Origin of the sequence: [Mycobacterium] manitobense (assembly GCF_025821665.1) — a bacterium.
Taxonomy (GTDB): domain Bacteria; phylum Actinomycetota; class Actinomycetes; order Mycobacteriales; family Mycobacteriaceae; genus Mycobacterium; species Mycobacterium arseniciresistens.
Genome location: NZ_JACKSJ010000112.1, coordinates 1 through 476 on the forward strand (window position 1 = coordinate 1; position 476 = coordinate 476).

2 pseudogenes are annotated in these 476 nt (G+C 70.9%); both read left to right on the plus strand.

Annotated elements, in window-relative coordinates:
* Nucleotides 1-219, plus strand: a pseudogene (locus tag H7I41_RS14255) (hypothetical protein); the annotation flags it as partial.
* Nucleotides 219-476: pseudogene (locus H7I41_RS14260) on the plus strand (hypothetical protein); the annotation flags it as partial. The pseudogenes H7I41_RS14255 and H7I41_RS14260, both read left to right, overlap by 1 nt.

Here is a 476-nt window from a genome sequence, read left to right on the forward strand (position 1 = left end):
AAGGTGCCGTCGGTGGCCGAGACCATCGACTGGGGCCGCACCATCCTGGCGCTGGGCATGAAGGTGCCGTCGGTGGCCGAGACCATCGACTGGGGNCGNACCATCCTGGCGCTGGGCATGGACACCATCGACGACGAGGCGATCGCCGCGACGCTCGGAGTGGTGCTCAAACATCAGTCCGACCAGATCAAGGCCGCCGGGGAGCTGAGGTTGAACTGATGGCTTCCCGTCGCACCCGGCCGCCGCAGCCGCTGGCCCCCCACGGAATTCCCGGACACCTGGTGGAGTTCGTCGAAGCGCTGCGCGGTGTCGGCATCGCCGTCGGGCCGTCGGAGACGGTGGACGCCGGCCGGGTGATGACGGTGCTGGGCCTGGGCGACCGCTCGGCGCTGCGCGAGGGGCTGGCCTGCGCGGTGCTGCGCCGGCCCGATCACCGCGACACCTACGACGCGATGTTCGACCTGTGGTGGCCTGCC